This is a genomic window from Streptomyces sp. NPDC001270 (assembly GCF_042896695.1).
Taxonomy (GTDB): domain Bacteria; phylum Actinomycetota; class Actinomycetes; order Streptomycetales; family Streptomycetaceae; genus Streptomyces.
The window spans coordinates 232,220-250,617 of record NZ_JBIAXM010000012.1 but is presented as its reverse complement, the minus strand read 5'-3'; the positions used below and the strand labels follow the sequence as shown (position 1 = coordinate 250,617).

The window sequence follows — 18,398 nt, the reverse complement described above, 5'->3', positions numbered from 1 at the left end:
GCCACGAAGCGTTTCTTGTAGCAGGCGAGGACCGGTGGCCGGTTCAGCCCTGTGTCTGCAACTGGCGCAGCTGTTGCTGGATGTGGTCCAGGGCGCCCTGTCTGCGCCCTGGCACCCGCAGCCGCAACTCCGCCAGCGCGGGCCCGAGTTCACGAGCCGGCGCCGGGTCCTCGATGCGGCCCCACTGGTGGTGGGCCCGGTCCACGGCCGCCTCCACGGCGGGCGCGTCGGCGCTCTGGCCGGCCGCCAGGCGGGCGCTCGCCACGGCCAGCCAGGTGCGGCAACTGCGCACCGGGTCCCCCGCGAACATCGCGAGGTCCGCACGGACCTCGGTCCAGTGCAGCGCGTCCTCGGCGCCCGGCCCGTACGCCCGTACCGCGGTCTGCTCCCACTCCGCGGCCAGCGCGTCGGCCTCGGCGTGCCGTCCGGCCTGCACGGCGGCGGAGATCGCGGCGTGCGGATCGCCGCCCGTCACGGCCGGCGCCGTCAGCAGGATGTCGCCCGCCATCTCCTCCCCGAGACGGGCCACCACCCCCTGGTGCAACTGGTCGAGCGGCGGCCGGTGCCCGCTGCGCAACACCGTCGCCACCGCCTTCATGTACGACGGCGCGGCGAGAGTGCGCCGGGCCGGGGGCGGCGCGATCCGGCCGTGCACCGGGTTGCTGCGTCCCGAGTCGAGCGGCGTGGACCGCAGGTGCTGCCAGGTCTCGGCGTCCGCGTGCAGATCGACGACGAGGGCGGTCGTGCCGGACGGGCGCAGCCGCAGCTCCTCGCGGATCCAGTGCCAGGGGAAGGCCGTGTAGCGGACGGTCGCCGGGGTGGTGCGGGCCAGCGCCAGATGCGGCAGGTGCTGGCGCCGGTCGAGCTGGAGCTGACCGGTGACGAACACGGTCAGCGGGCCGGGGGCCGCCGCGGCGGCGCGCAGCCTGGTCAGTACGGCCTGCGGCTCCAGCGGATCGGCGAGTTCGACCACGTTGGCGGTGTCCGTGCCGGCGAGCACGTCGGGTGCGACGGCCGCGAGAACGGGGAGCACGGAGGCAGCGTCGACCAGGCGCCCCCGGCCCATCGGCGAGGCCGCGAGCAGCAGCACGGTTCCGGGCATCGTCCCTCCCCTGTCGATCACCTACGGCAGCACGATATGCGCTACCGGTGCAAAGAAGGGTCTCAGGGACGCAATCGTCCCCTTACGGGGAGCCGTTCCGGGCGCCAGCCCGCCATCCGTCGCACCGCGAAAACCGTCGTGTCGTCGCCGAGCCGGTCACCGGTGTGCCGCAGTGTGCCGTCCCGCACCATCGCCGCCAGCCGCGCCGGATCGGCGGTGCGCGGGTCCTCGGCCACCGCCCTGGCCACCTCCGTCGCCAGCGGATAGAACGCCCCGGTGCCGTCCCTGGCCTCGGTCACCCCGTCGGTCACCAGCAGCAGGGTCTCGTCGGCGGCCAGCGATACCCGGTGCACCCGCGGCGGTCCGTCCGCGAACTCGCTCATGCCGAGCGGCAGCCCCTCACCGAGCGACAGCAGCCGCACCCCGCCGGCGCGGACGGCCAGCGGGGGTTCATGGCCGAAGTTGACGATCCCCACGTAACCCGACTCACGGACGGGGAAGCCGATCAGCAGGGCGGTGGCGAACCGCTCCCCGTCGGCGCCCCGGCCCAGCGCGGCGGCATGCCGGCCGTGGCGCTGCATCCGGGTCTCCAGACGGGCGGCGACGTCCGCGAGGCCCGGCTCGTGGTACGCGGCCTCCCGGAAGGAGCTGAGCAGCGCGGCGGCCGTGGCCACCGCGCCCAGGCCCTTGCCCTGCACATCGCCGACCAGGACACGGGAGCCGTAGGGGCCGGGCTGGATGTCGTAGAAGTCGCCGCCGACGCGGGCGTCGGTGTCCGCGGTCAGGTAGACGGCGGCGTTCTCCAGCCCGGCCCAGGTCGCGGGGAGCTGGCGCAGCACGGTACGGCGGGTGATCTCGACGACGTCCCGCATGTGCAGCATCCGGCGCTCGACGCCCAGCCGGAACGCGCACGCCAGCGTGGCCAGGCCGCCACCGACGGCGACCAGCACGAAATCCGCCAGGCCCGCCCGGTACTGGAGCGGCCAGGCGATGTCCACGAGGAAGTAGGCGAGCAGCGCGACGACGGCGAAGCCGGCCGTGGTCCACACCCCGCAGATCGCGGCGGCCGTCCCGGGCACGAGGACGATCCAGGTGATGATCCGGAACCGCTGGTGGGTGTAGACGTCACCCAGGATGATCAGGACCAGCAGCAGGAGCGGCAGCAGCCACGCGACGCTGTACCCGCGGATCCGCAGCAGTTGCCGCGGCGGTAGCTCCTCGTCGGTCACGCGCCCGGCCCGCCTTTCATGGGTTTCAGCGAAACATGAGCGGGCACCGACCGCATCCGGGCACCCGGTCCGCACGACTTGCCGGGCCGTCGACCCAGGTGTGCCCTGGACAGCAGGGGGTGAAGGAGAGAAAGGAGGGGTGGGGAGTTACGGAGGGGTGGAGAGATACGGGGGTGGAGAGGAAAGGAGCGCTCTCATGGCTCATGCGGCATCCGCGCCCGGGGACAGGTCCCAGGCGGCGGCCCACGGACCCCAGGCCCACGAACCCCAGACCCACCGGACACCCGACATCTTCAGCGGGCACACCCACGCACTGGCCCGGCTGGCCTTCCCCGTGCTGCTCGGACTCGCTTACGGCTACTGGGCCGCGGCCAACCGGCGCTTCGGCGGACCCATCACCGGCTGGAACATCCTGTTCGGCTTCGTGACCGCGATCGCCTTCATCCTGGTGTACCTGGGCGTCCAGGCCCTCGCCCCGCGCCTGCGGCGGGAACTGCACGCACTGCTGTGGGCCGCCTTCACCGGCATCGCCTTCGGCTTCCTGTTCAACCAGTCCGCGTCCGCGCCGTCCGTGCTGCGCAGCGCCGGTCTGTCACTGATCATCGCGGCGGTCGCGTTCATCATCATCTTCTACCGGTACTACACACACGAGGACGCCCAGGGGCACCGCATCCGCTGAACGGCATGCGCGCAACGGCACCCGCACCTCCGTATCCGCGCCTCCGCACCTGGGCGCAACGGCATCCGGTGACCCACATCCGCTGGGCCGCCGAAAGACCCCCCGTACGCTCCGAACACCACCCGAATGGCGGCTTACCGCTCGCGACCCGCGCCCGAAGGCCGTTGGCTGGCAGAGTGCCCCCACGTCTCAGGAACGCCCTGTCGGCGGCGCTGATCGCCCTGTCCTGCCTGCTCGTGCCGTTCGGCGCACTGGCGGCCTGGGCGGCGTACGGACTCGCCGACACCGGCCGGTACGTCACGACGATGGCGCCGCTCGCCGCCGACCCTGACGTGCGCAACGCGGTCGCGGACACCGTCGGCGCCGGAATCATGCGTGAGGTCGACCAGAAACTCGACGTCCGCCCGGTGCGGGGCGCCGTCGGACCCTTCGTGCACGACGCGGTGCACTCCTTCACCCAGACCCGCGCCTTCCGACTCGCCTGGGAAGAGGGCAACCGGGCCACCCATGACGCGGTGCTGCGCGCCCTGCGCGGCGAGGAGACCGAGGACGACTACCTCGACGAACCGGTCACCGTCGATCTCGCGCCCGTCACCGCCCAGGTCAAACGACAGCTCGCCGAGGACCACATGCCGCTCGCCAACCGGATCCCGGTCGAGCACACCACGTTCGCCGTACTCCCCGCACAGGAACTGGCCCCCCTCCGGAAGGGATTCCACGTGCTCGAAGTCGCCGGCTTCTGGCTCCCCGTCGCGGCCGTCGCCTTCGCCGTCGCCGGGATCGCCCTCGCCGTCCACCGCCGTCGCGCGATCACCGCGACCGCGCTCGGCACGGCCCTGGGCGGCGCCCTGCTCGGCGTCGCCCTCGCCATCGGCCGCCGCCTCACCCTCGCCGACGTGCCCGCGGACATCTCGCGGGCGGCCGTCGGCGCCGTCTACGACGCCCTCACGGCCACCCTGCGCACGGTCTCCTGGCTGCTGGTGGGCCTGGGCCTCGCGGTGGCCCTGGTCACCTGGCTGACCCGGAACGTCCGGCTGCCGTCCGCTCGGGCCCGTGACCTGCCGGTCCGCCCGCAGACCCGCTACCCGGAGCCCCTGACCCCGTTCGAGGACGAGACCGCCCAGGCCGAAGCGGGGGTCGGCGGACGCTGGCCGCCAGGCGGGCCCACCGCCACACCGGGGGCGTGAGGGCATGAGGACGTGAGCCCGCCGCCACGCCGGGGGTGCACAGCGGCACCCAGGCGGTCGGCGGCCGACGCCCAGCGGCCAGGCGGCCAGGCGGCCAGGCGGCCAGGCGGAGGGAATCACGGGACGTTACGCACCGTACACGCCGTACGTACCGGAGGGCGTGCGCCAGGGCGGCGAGCACGCCCTGGCGGTGTACACGCCCTCCGGTGTGCGGGTCAGACGCCGATGTCGCCGCCGTCCGTGCGCCACACCGCGACCACGGCGGGCCGCGTGATCTTCCCGGGTCCGTCCGGCCAGGCGCTCGCCGGCTTCTCCACCGACGCCCCGTCGATCTCGCCCGGGTGCTGCACGGCGACCAGGACGCGCCGGTCCTGCACGATCGGACCGCAGGTCTCGGCGCCGTTCGGCATGGTCAGGAACTGCTTCAGCTCACCGCGCCGGTCGCCCTTGGTGGCGACGCCGAACAGGCCGTCGTGGGTGCCGAGCGCGTTGCCGTCGGTGGAGATCCACAGGTTGCCGTGCGGGTCGAAGGCCACGTTGTCCGGGCAGGAGATCGGGCTGACCTTGTCCTTCGGGAAGCCCGCGAAGTAAGTGGCCGGGTCGGCCGGGTCACCGGCGACCAGGAACACCGACCAGGCGAAGGACGTGGCGTCCGCGCGGTTGCTCTTCTCGGTGAGTTCGAGGATGTGCCCGTGCTTGTTGTTGGTGCGCGGGTTGGCCTCGTCGGGCGCCGCGTAACCGGCCTTGCCGCGGTTGGTGTTGTTGGTGAGCGCGACGTACACCTTGCCGGACTGCGGCGACGGCTCGATGTCCTCCGGGCGGTCCATCTTGGTGGCGCCCACCTTGTCACCGGCCAGCCGCGTGAAGACCAGGACCTCCTCCACGGTCATGCCCTCGACGTGCGAGACGGCGCCGTGCTCGGTGGCGGTGACCAGCGGGATCCAGGTCCCGCTGCCGTCGAACTCGCCGTCGGCGGGGAGCTTGCCGGTGCCGTCGATGTCGCTCGCGGGCGAGTCGCCGGTGAGCCTCGCGACGTACAGGGTGCCCTCGTCCAGCAGCGTGAGGTTGTGCTCGCGCGCGGAGCGGCTGTTGCCGTGCTTCATCCGCTTGCTGCCGACGAACTTGTAGAAGTAGTCGAAGCGTTCGTCGTCGCCCGTGTACACGACGGGACGGCCGTCCGACGTCATCCGCACGGTCGCCGCCTCGTGCTTGAACCGGCCGAGCGCGGTGTGCTTGCGGGGCGTGGAGGTGGGGTCGTACGGGTCGAACTCGACGACGTACCCGAACCGGTGGACCTCGTTGGGCTCCTGCGCGATGTCGAACCGCTTGTCGAACCGCTCCCACTTGCGCTCGGTGGCGCCGGTGCCGATGCCGTAGCGCGCGTCCGTGGTCCGGCCCGCGTTCGCGAAGTACTGGTTGAAGTTCTCCTCGCCGTGCAGCGTGGTGCCCCACGGGGTGGTGCCGCCGGAGCAGTTGTTGAGGGTGCCGAGCACCTTGCGGCCGGTCGGGTCGGCGGAGGTCTTCAGCAGGCTCGACCCGGCGGCAGGGCCGGTGAGCTTGAACTCGCTGGTCGCGGTGATCCGCCGGTTGAGGTGGTGCCGGCTCACGACGGTGAGCTTCCCGCTCCTGCGGTCCTCCGCCACGACGACGGCCGACAGCCCGTGCGCCGCCCAGGCGACCTCGACCTGCTGCCGGGTGGGGTTGGCGGCGTCGTACCCGCGGAACATCAGTACCTCGTCCGTGTACTCGTGGTTGGCCACGAGCAGCTGCCGGTCGTGCTCGCCGGGAACCGGCAGCAGGGCGAGGAAGTCGTTGTTGTACCCGAACTGCCCGGCCTGCGCGGCGGCCGTCTGGTGCTCCGGGTCGAAGGCGGGCGCGCCGCGCAGAATCGGTTCTCCCCAACGGATGACGACGTTCTGCTGGTAGTCGTCGGGCACGGTGACGGCGTCGGCGGTGTTCGGGGCGACCGGGGTGAACCGCAGCCCGCGGGCTCCCTGCTGGGGCTTGCCCGGCTTGCCGGGTGTGCCGTGCTGCGCCTCCGCGGCGGCGGCCTGCGGGGCACCGCCGACGACGGCGGAACCGGCCGCGGCGGCCACGGTCACCGCGGCGGCGGCCCGCAGCGCGCCACGACGGCTCAGGGCACCGGCGATGACATCGCCGACGTACTCGTTGGAGCTGGTGTTGGGCACCTCGTGGAAGCAGGCGTCACCACACCGGAAACGGCAGGTCATGGCGGACCGCCCACCCGGATGCGAGCTGATGACCGGCAGCAGATTGCGCACTTTACTCTCCCCTTGCAAGCCTTTGGTATGGGCGTGACGGTATGGGGATGTGTGTGCGGATGGACAGCCGCTGGATGAACGATGGGTGAACCCCGTGGGCCCGAAAGGGCGTTGCGCGGGTGGGTGCGGAAGCGTTGACAGGGACGCCGGCGTCCCCCTCGCCCCTTCCCAAGATCACCACCCCGGCCCGCTAACCTTACGTGTCCGTCCTGGCCAGGGATTGACGGGCATAACTCACGCGAAGGGTTGCGCACATGGGCATTCTCACTCTCCTGCGGAACGCATTCGGCCGATCACGCAAGGGGCGCGCGGCCGAGGCAGAGGGTGCAGAGCAACTGCCTTCACGGGATGAGGACCGGGCCGCCGGGCAGGCGGAGCGGATCCCCCCACAGGAGCCGAAGCCGGAACAGCCTGCCACGGCTTCTTCTGCGGCTGCTTCCACGGACTCTTCTCCCGACTCTTCTCCCGACTCTTCCGCTGCTCCTTCCGCTGCCTCCGCCCCTGCCCCGGTCACGGCCCAGGTCCCGGAACCGCGTCAGCCGGAACCGTCGGAAACGTCGGAACCGTCGGAACACGACCTGGTGGCAGCGGCCTTCGACCACGTCACGGTCCCCCGCCCGGCCCGCCCGGCAGAAGAAACGGAACCGGCCCCCGAGCCGCCGACGGCCGTGGAAACGCCGGTTGTGGAAACGCCGGTTACGGAGCCCGCGCCGCAGCCCGAGGCAGCGCCCCAGGCAGAACGGGCGACCGCCGAACCGGAGCCGACCACCGACGCGGAGACCGCCCCGGCCACGGCCGACGCGGACGATGCCCCGACCACGGTCGACGCGCAGGACGAGCAGGACGAGCAGGACGAGCCGGACACGGCAGCCGAAGCCACGCAGAACGCGGTCGACGTGGACGATGCCCCGGTCACCCCCGACGCGCAGGCCACGGAAGCCGAAACCACCGCGCAGGACACGCAGGCCACGCCGGAGACGGTCGGCGCGGACGACACCGCGTCCACGGTCGACGCGCAGGACACGGAATCCGAGGCGACGCAGGCCACGGCCGAAGCGGTCGGCGCAGAGGACACTCCTGCCCCGGCCGGCACGGACGATGCAGAGAACACCCCTGCCACGGCCGCCACGGACGATGCCCTGGCCACCCACGACGCACAGGACACGCAGGCCACCCCCGACGCACAGGCCACAGCCGACGCGGTCGACACCCCGGCGGAGCCGACAGCCGAGCCGACAGCCGAGCCCGCGCCGGTCGCCGCGACGACCACGGAGCCCGCCCCGGAGCAGGCGCCCGCCCCCGAGCCCCAGGCAGAACAGGCACCGGCCCCCGAGCCCCAGGCAGAGCAGGCACCCGAGCCCGAGCCCGAGGCAGCCCAGGCACCGGAACCGGAGCCGGCGACCGCACCCCAGGCCGCACCCGCCCCCGCACCCACATCCGAGCCGGAACCCGAGCCCGAACCCACGCCCGAACCCGAACCCGCGGCGGCGGAGGCGACCCCCGCCCCCGAACCGGACGACGCGCCCCCGGCCACCGTCCCGACCCCGGCCACCGCCCCGGTCGCGGCACCGGCCACCACCTCGGCCGACGAACCGACGGCCACCCAGAACGACGTACCGCACGACGCGAACGTCTCGAACGACTCGGACCACCCGGAGAACCCGGCCGACTCGGACCACCCGGAGGAGCCGGAGGCGGCCGACCCCGCAGCCGCCGACGGTGAGACCGCCCCACTGGCGTCACCCGCACCCGACGACGAACCCGCCACGGATGGTGCGGGTGGGCACGGGGCCGGCGAGGGCGAAGCCGAGGCGTCCACCCCCCAAGCCGACGCAGTCACCATCGCCCCGAGCCTGGCCACCGCCTACCGCTCCGCCGCGGAAACCCTCACCAAAACCGACCTCACCGGCACCCGAGCGAAGCTCTACCTCGTACTCGACCGCTCCGCCTCCATGCGCCCGTACTACAAGGACGGCTCCGCCCAGGCCATCGCCGAGCAGACCCTCGCACTCGCCGCCCACCTCGACCCCGAGGCCACGGTCCACGTCGTCTTCTTCTCCACGGAGGTGGACGGCACCACCGACCTCACCCTCACCGAGTTCGAGAACCGGATCGACGAGGTCCACGGCACCCTCGGCCGGATGGGCCGTACCAGCTACCACGCCGCCGTGGAGGCCGTGCTCGCCCACCACGAGAAGGCCACACAGGCAGCCGCGGCCACCGGCACCGACGCACCCCTCCCCGCGCTGGTCGTGTTCCAGACGGACGGCGCCCCCGACGCCAAGACCCCCGCGACCCAGTCGCTCGCGGCGGCGGCGACGAACCACCCCTCCGTCTTCTTCTCCTTCGTCGCCTTCGGTGAGCACGACAACAAGGCGTTCGACTATCTCCGCAAGCTGAAGACCGGCAACGCGTCCTTCTTCCACGCCGGCCCCACCCCCCGCGAGCTGACGGACACGGAGCTGTACGAGGGCGTACTGGCCACCTGGCGGCCGTAGCCCCGGACCGGAGTGGGCCCCCGGACCGCCACGGACCGGACCGCCCCGGAGCCACCCTTCCGCGATCACCCGACGCCGCCCGCCTCCCACCCGTAGAAACGGGAGGCGGGCGGCGTACGCGTGTCGGCTACGATTTCAAGGTTCGTAAACAGACGGAGACGGCCGGAGAAACGACCATCCGTCACCCCACGTAGCGACTTGGGAGCAGCCCGCGATGGCTCGACACCTCATCACCAGCGCCCTTCCGTACATCAACGGGATCAAGCACCTGGGCAACATGGTGGGGTCCATGCTCCCGGCGGACGTGTACTCCCGCTACCTGCGCCGGCGCGGCCACGACGTCCTCTACATCTGCGCGACCGACGAGCACGGCACCCCCGCGGAGCTGGCCGCCAAGGAGCAGGGCATCCCGGTGGCCGAGTTCTGCGCGCAGGCGCATGACGCCCAGAAAGCGGTCTACGACGGTTTCGGGCTGTCCTTCGACTATTTCGGCCGCAGCTCCAGCGTCCAGAACCGGGAGATCACCCAGCACTTCGCCCGCCGCCTCAACGAGAACGGGTTCATCGAGGAGCGGTCGATCCGCCAGGTCTACTCGCCCGCCGACGGCCGTTTCCTCCCCGACCGCTATGTCGAGGGCACCTGCCCCCACTGCGGCTACGACAAGGCCCGCGGCGACCAGTGCGAGAACTGCACCCGGGTGCTCGACCCGACCGACCTGATCAACCCCCGCTCGGCGATCTCGGGCTCCACGGACCTGGAGGTCCGCGAGACCAAGCACCTCTTCCTCCTCCAGTCGAAGCTGGAGAACGAGGTCCGCGAGTGGGTGGCCCGGCACGACAAGGACTGGCCGCAGCTGGCGTCCTCCATCGCCCACAAGTGGCTGACCGAGGGCCTGCACGACCGCGCGATCACCCGCGACCTGGACTGGGGCGTCCCGGTGCCGGCCGACACCTGGCCGGAGCTGGCGGCGGAGGGCAAGGTCTTCTACGTCTGGTTCGACGCCCCGATCGAGTACCTCGGCGCGACGAAGGAGTGGGCGGACCGGGACCCGGAGAACCGCGACTGGAAGGCGTGGTGGTACGACGTCGACACCGACGTCCGCTACACGGAGTTCATGGCGAAGGACAACGTCCCCTTCCACACGGTGATGTTCCCGGCCACCGAACTCGGCGTCCGTGAGCCGTGGAAGAAGGTCGACTACGTCAAGGCGTTCAACTGGCTGACGTACTACGGCGGCAAGTTCTCCACCTCGCAGAAGCGGGGCGTCTTCACGGACCAGGCCCTGGAGATCCTCCCGGCCGACTACTGGCGCTACTTCCTGATCGCCAACGCCCCCGAGTCGGACGACTCGTCCTTCACCTGGGAGCACTTCACGGCCACGGTGAACAAGGACCTGGCCGACACCCTCGGCAACTTCGTCAACCGTGTGCTGTCCTTCTCGAAGAAGCGCTTCGGCGAACAGGTCCCGGCGGGCGGCGAGCCGGGCGAGGCGGAGGCGAAACTGGGCGAGGAGATCGCCCGGCTGCTCGCGGAGTACGAGCAGCAGATGGAATCCCTCCAGTTCCGCAAGGCGGCGGCCGCCCTGCGCGCACTGTGGTCGGCCGGCAACTCCTACCTGGAGGAGAAGGCCCCCTGGCTGGAGATCAAGACCGACCAGGACGGCGCGGCCCTGACGCTGCGCACGGCGATGAACCTGATCCACCTGTACGCGGTGGTCTCGGAGCCGATCATCCCGTCGGCGTCGGCCGCCATGCGCTCGGCCTTCTCCCTGACGGACGACACGGCGGCCTGGGTCACCGCGGACGAGGCCCGTTCCCTCACCTCGGTCCCCGCGGGCACCCCCTTCACGGTCCCGCCGGTCCTGTTCGCCAAGCTGACGGACGACGACCTGGAGACCTACAAGGAGCGCTTCGGCGGCGAGCCCGCATAACCTCCAGACAGGCGAAAAGGCCCGGTGGCGTCACCTGACCCACCGGGCTTCGCTGTGCCTGCTGAGACACACGGCCGGCCCCGCCCCCACCTGAGGCACGGCGCTCACCACCTCGCCCTCGCCCGACCGTGCCGGACTCGGACTCTCCGTACCGGAACACGGCGGACCGCGTTCCGGTGCGACCGGCGCTCTTCCCAAGAAACACGGGAGAAAGAAACCCCGCCAAGCCCCACCCCTCCCTCCCGCACGCCCGCTCGCACACCCGCCGCGCAAACTCACTCCCGAGAGTGAATATGTCCAACTCGGCTGGATTCGGGCCCGGTTGCCTGCCCTAGGCTCAGCGCAAGCGACACGGAACGACCGCACGACAGAGCAACCACACATCAGAACGACCGGACACATGCGACGGCCCCCGCCGGGACTGGCATCCCACGGCGAGGGCCTGACCACCGAGGAAGAGACACCTTCCTGATGGACACTGAAAACCCTAGCGCGCCCCCGCACTCCGAGTCCCGTATCCCGGGCAAAAACCACCCGGACCGGCACCGGAATGGGCGCCCCGGCGGAGTCATCCACGACAACGCCCGCCATTCCACCCACTTCACGGTGATCGTCAACCACCTGACCCAGCACCGCGAGCTGTCCCTGCTCGCCATCGGACTGGCATGCCACATCCAGTCCCTCCCCACCGGCGCCCCGGTCGACATCAAGACGCTCGCCGCCCGTTTCCCCGAGGGCCCGACCCGTATCGCCGCCGCCCTCAACGAACTCCAGGACCACGGCTACCTCCGCCGTACCCGCCAACGCGTCGACGGCGGCCGTTACGCGGTCTTCGACCCCCGCACCGGTACCGGCGCCGTCCTCACCGACATCCACCCCACCCCCGACGGTCCCCGCTACGCCACCCGCAAGGACTTCGTCTACGGCGAGGACGTCACCATCGGCGACTGGACCATCTCGACCCAGGCGCTGCCTCGCTACCCGGGCCAGGACAGCGACCAGCGCTGACATCACCCGCTCGGCGGCCGGGTCGTGGCGGGACAGCGAGAAGGGCCGGAAACCGTGGTGGTTCCCGGCCCCTCGCGTCGTGTGACGCCTGCGACGACTGCGACTCCTGTAGCTACTTCGGCTGCGGCTTGCGCACCGACAGGTGCAGTTCCTTCAGCCGGGTCTCCTCCAGCTCCGTCGGCGCGCCCATCATCAGGTCCAGCGCGTTGCCGTTGAGCGGGAAGGAGATCGTCTCGCGGATGTTCGGCTCGTCCGCGAGCAGCATGACGATGCGGTCGACGCCCGGGGCGATGCCGCCGTGCGGCGGGGCGCCGAAGCGGAAGGCGCGGAGCATGCCCGCGAACTTCTCCTCCACCGTCTCCCGCGCATAGCCCGCGATCTCGAACGCCTTGAGCATGATGTCCGGCTCGTGGTTCCGGATGGCACCGGACGACAGCTCGACGCCGTTGCAGACGATGTCGTACTGCCATCCCAGGATGTCCAGCGGGTCCTGGGTCTCCAGGGCCTCCAGGCCGCCCTGCGGCATGGAGAACGGGTTGTGCGAGAAGTCGATCGCGCCGGTCTCCTCGTCCTTCTCGTACATCGGGAAGTCGACGATCCAGCAGAAGCGGAAGACGTTCTGCTCGAACTGCCCGGCGCGCTTGGCGGCCTCGACCCGCACCGCGCCCATGATCTTCGAGACCTCGTCGAACTCGCCCGCGCCGAAGAACACGGCGTGACCGGCCGCCAGCGAGAGCCGCTTGGTCAGCTCGGTGACGTTCTCCTCGGTGAGGAACTTCGCGATCGGACCGGACAGCGACCCGTCCTCGGCGACCCGCACCCAGGCCAGACCCTTGGCGCCCTGCGCGACGGCGAAGTCGCCGAGCTGGTCGAAGAACTTGCGGGGCTGCGCGGCCACGTCCGGCACTGGCAGGGCACGCACGTGCTTGCCCGCGAACGCCTTGAACTCCGAGCCCTCGAAGACATCGGTGAGGTCGACCAGTTCCAGCTTGGCGCGCAGGTCCGGCTTGTCGGAGCCGTACTTGAGCATCGCCTCGCGGAACGGGATGCGCGGGAAGGGAGAGGTGACGTGACGACCGCCGCCGAACTCCTCGAACAGCTCCGTCATCAGCTTCTCGATCGGCTGGAAGACGTCCTCCTGCTCGACGAAGCTCATCTCGACGTCGAGCTGGTAGAACTCGCCCGGCGAGCGGTCCGCGCGGGCGTCCTCGTCCCGGAAGCACGGCGCGATCTGGAAGTAGCGGTCGAAGCCGGAGATCATCAGCAGCTGCTTGAACTGCTGGGGCGCCTGCGGCAGGGCGTAGAACTTGCCCGGGTGCAGACGCGAGGGGACGACGAAGTCGCGGGCGCCCTCGGGGGAGGTGGCGGACAGGATCGGCGTCGCCATCTCGTTGAAGCCCATCGCGACCATCTTCTGCCGGATCGCCGCGATGACCGACGTACGGAGCATGATGTTGCGGTGCATGCGCTCGCGGCGCAGGTCCAGGAAGCGGTACTCCAGCCGCCGCTCCTCGTTGACCCCGTCCTCGGCGTTGATGGTGAAGGGGAGGGGGGCCGCCGCGCCCAGCACCTCGACCGCACCGACCTCGATCTCGACCTCGCCGGTCGGCAGCTCCGGGTTCACGTTCTCGGTGCCGCGCGAGACGACCTTGCCGTCGACCCGGACCACCGTCTCCTTGGAGAGCCTGTCGAGCGCCTCGTACGACTCCGTGCCGGGGCGGGCGACGAGCTGGGTGATGCCGTAGTGATCACGCAGATCGATGAAGAGGATGCCGCCCAGGTCGCGCCGATTGTGCAGCCAGCCACTCAGCCGGACGTCGGTGCCGACGTCAGAAGCGCGGAGCTCGCCGCAGGTGTGGGACCTGTACCGATGCATCGTCGTTCATCCAGCCTTCGCGGATCGGGGGAGGGTTTCACGTGAAACCCTCCCCAAGCCTACCGGGCACCCCAAGACCGGCCGCCCCCTGTTTCCACCTCCCTGACCAGTGGCATCTTTCTCTCAAATCTTCTTAAAGTAGGGCAATGCGCACTGGTGAGCCCTTGCCCACGGTGGACGACGTCCTCGCCGCCGTGGCGACGGGCCTGTGGCACTGGGACACCGCGAGCGGGCTGGTCACCGTGGACGCGGAGGCCGCCCGCCTGCTCGGATATCCCGCCGAGCCGTCGACCTTCACCGAGGCACAGGTCCGGGCCCGGATGCATCCGGTCGACTGGAACGAGGTCGCCGGGATCGTCCAGCTCGCCGCGGCCGAAGGCACGGTCGCCGAGGCGCGGATCCGGATCGTGGACGAACAGGGCCACGTCCTGCGCACCGTACGCAGCAGGTCCAAGCCCACGGTCGACCGCGAGCACAGGACGTACGACGCCATCGGCACCCTCCAGGAGGTCGCCGAACCGGTGCCGGGCACCCCGGCGGGACGGAGCGCGGTACACGGCGACTGGCGGCGCTCCCGGGAGGCGTTCCTGCTGGACGCGGGCCGGGCGCTCGCCGAGGCGCGGTCCACGGAGGAGGTGCTGCGGGTGGCGGCCGGCCTGTCGATGCCGGGCTTCTCACCGGACGGGCTCGCGGTGTTCGCCTTGGTGGGCGATCGCCTGACGATCATCGGCCACCACGGGCAGCACCTGACCGACGAGGCACCCTTCTTCAACATGCCGCTGGACACCGACTACCCGGCCGTGGACGTGGTGCGGACCGGCCGTGCCGTCTATCTGTCCTCGCCCGAGGAGTACAGCTCCCGCTACCCGCTGACCTGGCCGCTCGCCAAGCCGTTCGGGCGGCACTCCTGGGCGTTCCTGCCGCTGACGGCAGGCGGTCGCACGAAGGGTGCCTGGCTGGCGGCCTTCACGTACCCGGTCGCCTTCACGCCCGACGAGCGGTCCGTGCTGACCACCGTGGCCCGGATGCTCGCCCAGGCGCTGTCCCGGGCCGAGGCCGCCGAGTCGGCCCGGGAACTGACCGATGGCCTGCAACGGTCCATGCTGCCCCGGCTGGGCCCGGCGGTGCCCGGCATGGCCATGGCCGCCCGCTACGTCCCGACCGGCGGCGGGCTCCAGGTCGGCGGCGACTGGTACGACCTCATCCCGCTGCCCGGCCCCGTCTCCCGGACCCGGCCCGCGGGCGGCAGATACGCGCTGGTCATCGGGGACGTCCAGGGCCATGACGTGACGGCCGCCGGACTCATGGGACAACTGCGGATCGCGCTGCGCGCCTATGCCGCCGAGGGACACCGCCCCGACGCGGTCCTCACCCGGACCTCCCGCTTCCTGCACGGCATCACCGCCGGCCACGACCCGCGCTTCGCGACCTGCCTGTACGTCGCGGCGGAACCGGAGTCCGGGGCGCTGGAGGTGGCCCGCGCAGGGCATCCGAACCCGGCGATACGCATGCCGGACGGAACGGTGCTGGAGCGGCCGACCACGGGCGGGCTGCCGCTGGGCATTGACCCGGACGCCGACTATCCGACGACCCGGTTCGTGCTGGAGCCGGGCGAGACGTTGATGATCTGCACCGACGGCCTGATCGAGACCGGCGGCCACGACCTGGAGAGCGGCTGGAAACGCATCCGGACGATCCTGGAGCAGCACGACGGCGATCTGGAGACGCTCGCCGACGCCCTGGTCCAGGGCGTGCACGGCCCCTCCTCGTACCACATGCCCGGCCCGCTGGCCGACCGGCGCGAGGACGACATCGCCGTGCTGCTCATGTGCCGGACGGCGCAGAACGCCGTGGACGGCGCCCCGGCCCGGCGATGTCGGGCACGCCGCACCGCGCTGAACGTGGCACAGACCGAGCCGGAGCGGGTCGCCGAAGCCCGGCAGCTCCTGCGCGCGCTGCTGCACGACTGGACCTCGGCCGACCAGGTCGACTCCGCGGTGCTGCTGATCTCCGAGACGGTCACCAACGTCCTGCTGCACACCGACACGGACGCGCTGCTGCTCGCCGAGATCAGCGGCGCGCCGGGGCGGCGCCGGCTGCGGGTGGAGGTCACCGACTCCGGCGACACCCTCCCGCACCGGCGCCGCACCGGCGAACTGGCCTCCTCCGGCCGCGGCCTGCTCCTGATCGAGCGGCTCGCCGACGCATGGGGCGTGGACCCACGGGGCGAGGGCAAGTGCGTCTGGTTCGAACTGCACGAGCAACTTCACGAGCAGAAGTGACACGGCGGGCCGGGTCTACGGTGCCGCCGCGTACCGGTACCGGAGTTCGTGGGCGATGCCGAAGGCGGCGGCGGTCAGCGGCACCGCGAGCAGCATTCCCACGATCCCCGCGACGGACGCCCCCGCGGTGATCGCCAGCAGCACCACCGCCGGGTGCATCTGCACGGTCCGGCTCTGGATGACCGGCTGGAGCACATGCCCCTCCAGCAGTTGCACCGCGAGCACCACCCCCAGCGCCCACAGCGCGATCACGACGCCCCGGTCGGCGAGCGCGACCAGGATCGCCACCGCGCCGGACAGGAACGCGCCGAGGTAGGGGATGTAGGCGCCGACGAAGACGAGCGCACCCAGTCCGGGCGCGCCCGGCACCCGCAGGACGAGCAGTCCGGCGGTGATGCAGGCGGCGTCGATCAGCGCGATCACCGTGGTCCCGCGCATGAACCCCTCGACGGCGCCGAAGGCCCGCCGCGCCATCGCCTCCAGGGTGTCCGCGGTGCCTCGCGGCGCGACGGACCGGATGGTCACGGCGACGCGGTGCGAGTCGCGCAGGAAGAAGAAGACGAGCAGCAGCGCGAGGACGGCCATGGCGATGGACTCGCCGACCACGCTGACCCCGCTGATGACGTTGGAGGCGGCCGTCCCGCCGAACTTGGCCAGCAGTTTCCTCGCGTTGGTGGCGAGATCGTCGACCGAGGTGCCGGCCGCCCCGAGGTGCCGGGCGAGGGACTTGCCGGCCTCCCGCAGCGAGGCGATGATCTGGTCGCCGTTGTCGATGAGCGCGGCGACCACGACGTACACGGCGCCGCCGACCACGGCGACGACCGCGACGCAGGTGAGCCCGGCGGCCAGCGACCGGTGCACCCCGGCCGTCACGAGCCGCCGGTACAGCGGCCGCAGCAGGGCGGTGCCCAGCAGCGCGAGCAGCACGGGTGTGACGGCCGTGCGGAACGCCACGCACAGCCGGATCACGACGTAGACCACACCGGAGACGAGCAGGATCACCACGCACCACGCGGCGAGACGGCGAACGGCTTCCGGAAGCAACTGCACCGGTCCAGCGGATCACGCGCACGCCGGGCTGTCCTGCCGCGCCGACCCGGCCGGGTGACACCGGCCCGGGGGCACCCGCCGGGGACCCGTCAGGCGGGTGGAGCGGCGTCGCCCGGGGCGCGCGGACCTGGTGGCCGACCTGATCGCCGACCGCTACGACCGCCTCCGCCGGGGGAACGCCGCGTCGGCCTCGTAGCGCTCGGGTGCGTCGTGCATGCCGAGACGCGGGCGGGTCCGGTCCCTGATCAGGGCCGGACCCGCCCACGGGCGTGCCGTCGAGCCTTACAGCCCGCCCTCGGACATCCCGTGCACGGCCGGGACCGTCCCCAGCCGGCCCTTCTGGAAGTCCTCGAACGCCTGCTGCAACTCCTCGCGGGTGTTCATGACGAACGGCCCGTAGTGCGCCATCGGCTCACGGATCGGCCGGCCACCGAGGAGGACGACCTCCAGGTCCGGCGTGTTCGAGTCCTGCTTCTCGTCCGCGCGGACGGTCAGCGAGGAACCCGCGCCGAAGACGGCGGTCTGCCCCACGTGGACCGGACGCCGCTCGGCACCGGCCGTGCCACGCCCGGCGAGGACGTACGCGAGACCGTTGAAGTCCTCGCGCCACGGCAGTGTGACCTCCGCACCCGGCGCCAGCGTCGCGTGGATCATGGTGATCGGCGTGTGCGTGATACCGGGACCGGCGTGGCCGCCCAGCTCACCGGCGATGACCCGCAGCAGCGCGCCGCCGTCGGGGGTGGTGAGCAGCTGGACGTTGCCGCCGCGGATGTCCTGGTAGCGCGGCGCCATCATCTTGTCCTTGGCCGGCAGGTTCACCCACAGCTGGAGGCCGTGGAAGAGGCCGCCCGACGTGACGAGGTGCTCCGGCGGTGCCTCGATGTGCAGCAGACCGGCACCCGCCGTCATCCACTGGGTGTCACCGTTGGTGATGGTGCCGCCACCGCCGTTGGAGTCCTGGTGGTCGAAGATGCCGTCGATGATGTAGGTGACGGTCTCGAAGCCACGGTGCGGATGCCACGGGGTCCCTTTCGGCTCCCCGGGCTGATACTCCACTTCACCCATCTGATCCATCATGATGAACGGATCCAGGTGGCGGTAGTTGATCCCCGCGAACGCCCGGCGCACCGGGAAACCCTCACCCTCGAAACCGCTCGGCGCGGTCGTCACGGTGAGCACCGGGCGGGCCACGGCGTCGGCGGGCGCGGCCACACGGGGCAGCGTCAACGGGTTCTCGACGGTCACTGCAGGCATGTCGGTACCTCCTTCTGCACT

12 protein-coding genes are annotated in these 18,398 nt (G+C 71.4%); 6 read left to right on the top strand and 6 right to left on the bottom strand.

Annotated features, from left to right (window positions below; genetic code table 11):
- Window positions 1-43 precede the first annotated feature (43 nt).
- Window positions 44-1,102: a hypothetical protein gene (locus ACFY2B_RS22100; protein ID WP_390764779.1), complete on the bottom strand. Its 1,059-nt coding sequence runs from the start codon at window positions 1,100-1,102 to the stop codon at window positions 44-46.
- A 62-nt stretch (window positions 1,103-1,164) separates the two neighbouring features.
- A complete protein-coding gene (locus ACFY2B_RS22095; protein ID WP_390764778.1) occupies window positions 1,165-2,331 on the bottom strand; it encodes a PP2C family protein-serine/threonine phosphatase in 1,167 nt (388 codons plus the stop codon).
- A 196-nt stretch (window positions 2,332-2,527) separates the two neighbouring features.
- Here ACFY2B_RS22095 and ACFY2B_RS22090 point away from each other — a divergent pair, with 196 nt between their 5' ends.
- Together ACFY2B_RS22090 and ACFY2B_RS22085 are read left to right on the top strand one after the other, a co-directional pair.
- A complete protein-coding gene (locus ACFY2B_RS22090; RefSeq protein ID WP_390764777.1) occupies window positions 2,528-3,010 on the top strand; it encodes a hypothetical protein in 483 nt (160 codons plus the stop codon).
- 176 nt (window positions 3,011-3,186) lie between these two features.
- Window positions 3,187-4,197: a hypothetical protein gene (locus tag ACFY2B_RS22085; protein ID WP_390764776.1), complete on the top strand. Its 1,011-nt coding sequence runs from the start codon at window positions 3,187-3,189 to the stop codon at window positions 4,195-4,197.
- Window positions 4,198-4,412: 215 nt separating this feature from the next.
- On the opposite strand, the gene ACFY2B_RS22080 is transcribed toward ACFY2B_RS22085, so the two are convergent.
- Complete coding sequence (locus ACFY2B_RS22080) at window positions 4,413-6,479, bottom strand: PhoX family protein (RefSeq protein ID WP_390764775.1); 2,067 nt, start codon at window positions 6,477-6,479, stop codon at window positions 4,413-4,415.
- Between the two features lie 254 nt (window positions 6,480-6,733).
- Between ACFY2B_RS22080 and ACFY2B_RS22075 the strand changes: the two genes are divergently transcribed.
- From ACFY2B_RS22075 to ACFY2B_RS22065, 3 genes are all read left to right on the top strand, one after another.
- Window positions 6,734-8,977, top strand: coding sequence for a VWA domain-containing protein (locus ACFY2B_RS22075; RefSeq protein WP_390764774.1), 2,244 nt, complete (start codon window positions 6,734-6,736; stop codon window positions 8,975-8,977).
- A 214-nt stretch (window positions 8,978-9,191) separates the two neighbouring features.
- Window positions 9,192-10,907, top strand: a complete 1,716-nt coding sequence (gene metG, locus ACFY2B_RS22070; RefSeq protein WP_390764773.1) for a methionine--tRNA ligase — start codon at window positions 9,192-9,194, stop codon at window positions 10,905-10,907.
- A gap of 471 nt (window positions 10,908-11,378) precedes the next feature.
- Complete coding sequence (locus ACFY2B_RS22065; protein ID WP_390764772.1) at window positions 11,379-11,915, top strand: hypothetical protein; 537 nt, start codon at window positions 11,379-11,381, stop codon at window positions 11,913-11,915.
- Between the two features lie 112 nt (window positions 11,916-12,027).
- Here ACFY2B_RS22065 and aspS read toward each other — a convergent pair whose 3' ends face one another.
- On the bottom strand, window positions 12,028-13,791 hold the full coding sequence (gene aspS, locus ACFY2B_RS22060) for an aspartate--tRNA ligase (protein WP_390764771.1): 1,764 nt from the start codon (window positions 13,789-13,791) through the stop codon (window positions 12,028-12,030).
- Between the two features lie 146 nt (window positions 13,792-13,937).
- Here aspS and ACFY2B_RS22055 point away from each other — a divergent pair, with 146 nt between their 5' ends.
- A complete protein-coding gene (locus ACFY2B_RS22055; RefSeq protein ID WP_390764770.1) occupies window positions 13,938-16,073 on the top strand; it encodes a SpoIIE family protein phosphatase in 2,136 nt (711 codons plus the stop codon).
- A gap of 15 nt (window positions 16,074-16,088) precedes the next feature.
- On the opposite strand, the gene ACFY2B_RS22050 is transcribed toward ACFY2B_RS22055, so the two are convergent.
- Entirely contained in the window at window positions 16,089-17,123 is a 1,035-nt protein-coding gene (locus tag ACFY2B_RS22050; protein ID WP_390764769.1) for an AI-2E family transporter, read from the bottom strand.
- 282 nt (window positions 17,124-17,405) lie between these two features.
- On the bottom strand, window positions 17,406-18,377 hold the full coding sequence (locus ACFY2B_RS22045; protein ID WP_390764768.1) for a pirin family protein: 972 nt from the start codon (window positions 18,375-18,377) through the stop codon (window positions 17,406-17,408).
- Between the last annotated feature and the right edge of the window lie 21 nt (window positions 18,378-18,398).